Here is a 5,580-nt window from a genome sequence, read left to right as displayed (position 1 = left end):
CCCGCGGCCGGCGTGGCCGCGCGGGCATCACCCGGCTCGGTGGGGACGGGGGCCCCCACCCCCATCCGTGGGGGAGCGGGCCCGTTCCTTCTGTCTGGAGTGGATTGTGGTCAACGATTGCGCCGAGCAGCCGCCGGTGAAGGACGGCCCGGCCGACGGGTGCGTCCGGGTCCGGCTCGATCTCGCCTACCAGGGCGCCGAGTTCTCCGGCTGGGCCCGCCAGCGCGGCGGCCGCCGGACGGTCCAGGAGGAGATCGAGAGCGCGCTGCAGATCGTCACCCGCAGCCCCGAGCTGTTCCCGCTGACCGTGGCCGGGCGCACCGACGCCGGGGTGCACGCCCGCGGCCAGGTCGCGCACGTCGACCTGCCGGCCGAGCTGTGGGAGGCGCACCGCGAGAAGCTGATGCGCCGGCTGGCCGGCCGGTTGCCCGGGGACATCCGGATCTACCGGGTCGGCGAGGCGCCGGCCGGGTTCGACGCCCGCTTCTCGGCGATCTGGCGCCGCTACGCCTACCGGGTCGCCGACCACCCCGGCGGGGTCGACCCGCTGCTGCGCGGGCACGTGCTCTGGCACGACCGCCCGCTGGACGTCGACCGGATGAACGAGGCCGCGAAGCTGCTGCTCGGCGAGCACGACTTCGCCGCGTACTGCAAGAAGCGCGAGGGCGCCACCACCATCCGCACCCTGCTGGAGCTGCACTGGGACCGCGTCCCGGTGGACTCCTACGCCGCCCAGGAGGGCTCGCTGGCGGTCGCCACCGTCCGCGCCGACGCGTTCTGCCACAACATGGTCCGGGCGCTGGTCGGGGCGATGCTGCTGGTCGGCGACGGGCACCGGCCGGTGGAGTTCCCCGGCGAGGTGCTGGCCGGCGGGGTCCGCAACTCGGCCGTCAACGTGATCCGGCCGTACGGGCTCACCCTTGAGGAAGTCGGCTACCCGCCGGACGACCAGCTCGCCGAGCGGAACCGCCAGGCCAGGCGGCTGCGCACACTGCCCGGTCAGCCGCCCGTCGGGTAATCCGTTTGGGCCAGGCGCGTCGGCTTGGGACAATCGTCCGCATGGGACACGTCGAGATTTCGCACCTGGAGTACTACCTGCCGGACGGGCGGGTGCTGTTCGACGACGCGTCCTTCCGGGTCGGTGAGGGCGCCGCGGTCGCCCTGGTCGGCGCCAACGGGGCTGGCAAGACCACCCTGCTGCGGATGATCGCGGGGGACCTCCAGCCGCACGGCGGCACGGTGACGATCAGCGGCGGGCTCGGCGTGATGCGCCAGTTCGTCGGCACCACCGGCCGCGAGGACGAGCGGGCCACCCCGGGCGCGCTGGCGCCGGACGCCTCGGTCCGCGACCTGCTGGTGTCCGTCGCCCCCGAGCGGATCGCCGTCGCCGCCCGCGCGGTGGACGCCGCCGAACTGGCGATGATCGCCCAGGACGACGAGAAGACCCAGATGGCCTACGCCCAGGCGCTCTCCGACTGGGCCGACGTCGGCGGCTACGACTACGAGACCGACTGGGACGTCTGCACCATGGCGGCCCTCGGGATGCCCTTCGACAAGGCCCAGTGGCGCGGCCTGAACACCCTCTCGGGCGGCGAGCAGAAGCGGCTCGTCCTGGAGGCGCTGCTGCGCGGCCCCGAAGAGGTGCTGCTGCTCGACGAGCCCGACAACTACCTGGACGTCCCGGGCAAGCGCTGGCTGGAGGAGGCCCTCAAGGCCACCTCGAAGACCGTCCTGTTCATCTCGCACGACCGCGAGCTGCTCTCCGAGGCCGCCGACAAGATCATTGCCGTCGAGTCCGGCGCGGCCGGGAGCAGCGTCTGGGTGCACGGCGGCGGCTTCGACAGCTTCCACGAGGCCCGCAAGGACCGCTTCGCGCGCTTCGAGGAGCTGGGCCGGCGCTGGGACGAGGAACACGCCAAGCTCAAGAAGCTGGTCGTCACCCTGCGCCAGGCGGCCTCCGTCAGCCACGCGCTCGCCACCCGCTACGCCGCCGCCCAGACCCGGCTGAAGAAGTTCGAGGAGGCCGGCCGCCCGGAGGAGCCCCCGCGCGAGCAGAGCATCACCATGCGGCTCAAGGGCGGGCGTACCGGCGTGCGCTCCTTCACCGTGGAGCAGCTGGAGCTCACCGGTCTGATGAAGCCCTTCGACCTGGAGGTGTTCTACGGCGAGCGGGTCGCCGTGCTCGGCTCCAACGGCTCCGGCAAGTCGCACTTCCTGCGGCTGCTGGCGGGCGACGAGAGCGTCGCGCACACCGGCACCTGGAAGCTCGGCGCCCGGGTCGTCCCCGGCCACTTCCGGCAGACCCACGCCCACCCGGAGCTGTTCGGCCGGACGGTGCGCTCGATCGTCGAGGAGGAGCACGCGCTCAGCCGCAGCGCCGCGATGGGCGCGCTGCGCCGCTACGAGCTGGACCGGCAGGAGGAGCAGAAGTTCGAGTCGCTGTCCGGTGGGCAGCAGGCCCGGCTGATGATCCTCAAGCTCGAACTCTCCGGCGTGACGGCCCTGTTGCTCGACGAGCCGACCGACAACCTGGACCTGGACAGTGCCGAGGCGCTGCAGGCCGGGCTGGAGGCCTTCGACGGCACCGTGCTGTGCGTCACCCACGACCGCTGGTTCGCCAAGACCTTCGACCGCTACCTGGTGTTCGGCGCCGACGGCCGGGTCTACGAGTCGCCCGAGCCGGTCTGGGACGTCAGCCGGGTGGAGCGCGAACGCTGAGTGACGGCGGGGGTGGGGGAAGCCGATTTTTGACCCCCACCCGCCCGCCCGGTAACCTGGACGCTTGATGTGCGTATTGGCTCGCTCTATCTCACGTGAGAGGTCGGTACGCCGGAGACATCAGGTTCGACGACCAGCGGTCCCCCTTGAATTGCGTCCAAGGTTGACCAGGCTGCTCTGCCGTCCCAGGTGCTCCTGTCAGGACTCACTCACTGAAAAGCGAAGGCATACGACCGTGCGTACGTACAGCCCCAAGCCCGGCGACGTCCAGCGTCAGTGGCACGTCATCGACGCGAACGACGTCGTGCTCGGCCGCCTGGCTTCCCAGGCCGCCAACCTCCTCCGGGGTAAGCACAAGGCGATCTACGCGCCGCACGTTGACACTGGTGACTTCGTCATCATCATCAACGCCGACAAGGTGCACCTGTCCGGTAACAAGAAGACCCAGAAGCTGGCCTACCGCCACTCTGGCTTCCCGGGTGGTCTGCGGTCGGTGCGCTACGACGACCTGCTGGCGAACAACCCGGAGAAGGCCGTCGAGAAGGCCATCAAGGGCATGATCCCCAAGAACAGCCTGGGCCGCCAGATGCTCTCGAAGCTGAAGGTCTACTCGGGCGACCAGCACCCGCACGCTGCCCAGCAGCCGGTGCCGTTCGAGATCACCCAGGTCGCGCAGTAATTCGGCCACCAAGCCCCCCAACACTGAAAAGAGCTGAGGAACACCGTGGCCGAGACCACTGAAACCACCGAGACCCTTGAGGTCGACTTCGACGAGGCCGTTGAGGCTGTCGAGGGCGAGTACACCTCCGAGGGCGAGTACACCTCCGAGTCGCTGGCCGGCCGCTTCGGCGAGGCCATCCCGGGCGCCGGCCTCGGCCGTCGCAAGGAGGCGATCGCCCGCGTGCGCATCGTCCCCGGCACCGGCCAGTGGAAGATCAACGGTCGCACCCTGGAGAACTACTTCCCCAACAAGGTGCACCAGCAGACCGTGAACGAGCCCTTCAAGCTCCTCGAGCTTGACGGCCGTTACGACGTCGTCGCCCGCATCTCCGGTGGCGGCGTCTCCGGCCAGGCCTACGCGCTGCGCCTCGGCGTGGCCCGTGCCCTGAACGAGGCCGACGTGGACAACAACCGCGGCGCGCTGAAGAAGGCCGGCTTCCTGACCCGTGACGCCCGCGCCGTCGAGCGCAAGAAGGCCGGTCTCAAGAAGGCCCGCAAGGCGCCGCAGTACAGCAAGCGCTAATCGCGCCCCTGGGGGTGCGGCCCGCCCTGGCGGCGCACCCCCTGGTTGCGCGAACCGTCGCCCCGGAGTACCACGTGTACTCCGGGGCGACGTGTTCCCCGGCTATCGTGCGGCGGCCGGGTGCCATCGGTTGGGTTCCGAGCAGTGGTGATGGAGGACGGGACAGTGGGACGACTCTTCGGTACGGACGGCGTGCGCGGGGTGGCCAACGTGGGCCTGACGGCCGAGCTCGCGCTCGGGCTGTCGGTCGCGGCGGCCCATGTGCTCGGCGAGGCCGGCGCCTTCGAGGGCCACCGGCCGGTCGCGGTGGTCGGCCGGGACCCGCGTGCCTCGGGCGAGTTCCTGGAGGCCGCCGTCATCGCCGGCCTGGCGAGCGCCGGCGTCGACGTGCTCCGGGTCGGCGTGCTGCCGACCCCGGCCGTGGCGTACCTCACCGGCGCGCTCGGCGCCGACTTCGGCGTGATGCTCTCCGCCAGCCACAACGCGATGCCCGACAACGGCATCAAGTTCCTCGCCCGCGGCGGCCACAAGCTGGACGACCGCATCGAGGACGCGATCGAGTCCCACTACCGCACGCACACGCTCGGCAGCGAGGACTGGAACCGGCCGACCGGCGCCGCCGTCGGCCGGGTGCGCGAGTACACCGAGGGCTTCGACAAGTACGTCGCCCACCTGATCGGCGTGCTGCCCAACCGCCTCGACGGCATCAAGGTCGTCATCGACGGCGCCCACGGCGCGGCCGCCTACGTCGCCCCCGAGGCCTTCGCCCGGGCCGGCGCCGAGGTCGTCCACACCCTGGGGGCGGAGCCCACCGGCCTCAACATCAACGACGGCGTCGGCTCCACCCACCTGGACCGGCTGCAGGCCGCCATGACGGAGTACCGCGCCGACCTCGGCATCGCCCTCGACGGCGACGCCGACCGCTGCCTGGCCGCCGACGCCGACGGCAACGAGGTGGACGGCGACCAGATCATCGCCATCCTGGCCGTCGCGATGAAGGACGCCGGCACCCTGCGCCGCAACACCGCGGTGGCCACCGTGATGTCCAACCTCGGCTTCAAGCTGGCGATGGAGCGCGAGGGCGTCGACCTGGTGGAGACCGCCGTCGGCGACCGCTACGTGCTGGAGGCGATGAAGGAGCACGGCTTCGCGCTGGGCGGCGAGCAGTCCGGCCACGTCATCCTGCTCGACCACGCCACCACCGGCGACGGCACCCTGACCGGCCTCATGCTGGGTGCCCGCCTGGCCAGCACCAAGCAGCCGCTGGCCGACCTGGCCGCCGTGATGACCCGTCTGCCGCAGCAGCTGATCAACGTCAAGGGCGTCGACAAGAGCCGGGTGAACACCAGCGTCGAGCTGGCCGCCGCGGTCGCCGAGGCCGAGGCCGAACTGGGCTCCACCGGCCGGGTGCTGCTGCGCCCGTCCGGCACCGAGCCGCTGGTCCGGGTCATGGTCGAGGCCGCCGACCCGGTGCAGGCCGAGTCCGTCGCGCAGCGGCTGGCCGAGGCCGTGCGGACGCACCTGGGCTGAGCCCGGCACGCCCCCCCCGGGGGGGGGCGCGGCCCCCGCCCCCCGCGCCCCCCGGCCGCGCCGCGCAGAGGCCGCGCCCGCGCGCCCCG

At 71.8% G+C, this 5,580-nt stretch carries 5 protein-coding genes; all 5 read left to right on the top strand.

What is annotated here, in order from left to right:
- Positions 1–106 precede the first annotated feature (106 nt).
- The 5 genes from truA to glmM all read left to right on the top strand — a co-directional run bounded on the left by truA (position 107) and on the right by glmM (position 5,491).
- Complete coding sequence (truA, locus tag ACFV6I_RS25170; protein WP_244293441.1) at positions 107–1,018, top strand: tRNA pseudouridine(38-40) synthase TruA; 912 nt, start codon at positions 107–109, stop codon at positions 1,016–1,018.
- A gap of 41 nt (positions 1,019–1,059) precedes the next feature.
- Positions 1,060–2,718, top strand: coding sequence for an ATP-binding cassette domain-containing protein (locus ACFV6I_RS25165; RefSeq protein ID WP_350877126.1), 1,659 nt, complete (start codon positions 1,060–1,062; stop codon positions 2,716–2,718).
- Between the two features lie 235 nt (positions 2,719–2,953).
- A complete protein-coding gene (gene rplM / locus ACFV6I_RS25160) occupies positions 2,954–3,397 on the top strand; it encodes a 50S ribosomal protein L13 (RefSeq protein WP_063348980.1) in 444 nt (147 codons plus the stop codon).
- A gap of 33 nt (positions 3,398–3,430) precedes the next feature.
- The gene (gene rpsI, locus ACFV6I_RS25155) at positions 3,431–3,961 is read left to right on the top strand and encodes a 30S ribosomal protein S9 (RefSeq protein WP_107452914.1); all 531 of its coding nucleotides are present in this window, start codon (positions 3,431–3,433) and stop codon (positions 3,959–3,961) included.
- Between the two features lie 165 nt (positions 3,962–4,126).
- Positions 4,127–5,491 carry a phosphoglucosamine mutase gene (glmM, locus tag ACFV6I_RS25150; protein ID WP_380427739.1) on the top strand — a complete coding sequence of 455 codons (1,365 nt, stop codon included), beginning with the start codon at positions 4,127–4,129 and terminating at the stop codon, positions 5,489–5,491.
- Positions 5,492–5,580 lie beyond the last annotated feature (89 nt).

The sequence above is a fragment of the Kitasatospora sp. NPDC059803 genome (assembly GCF_042732255.1).
Taxonomy (GTDB): Bacteria; Actinomycetota; Actinomycetes; order Streptomycetales; family Streptomycetaceae; genus Kitasatospora.
The sequence above is the reverse complement of the archived record's forward strand: the minus strand, read 5'-3'. Positions and strand labels throughout refer to the sequence as shown.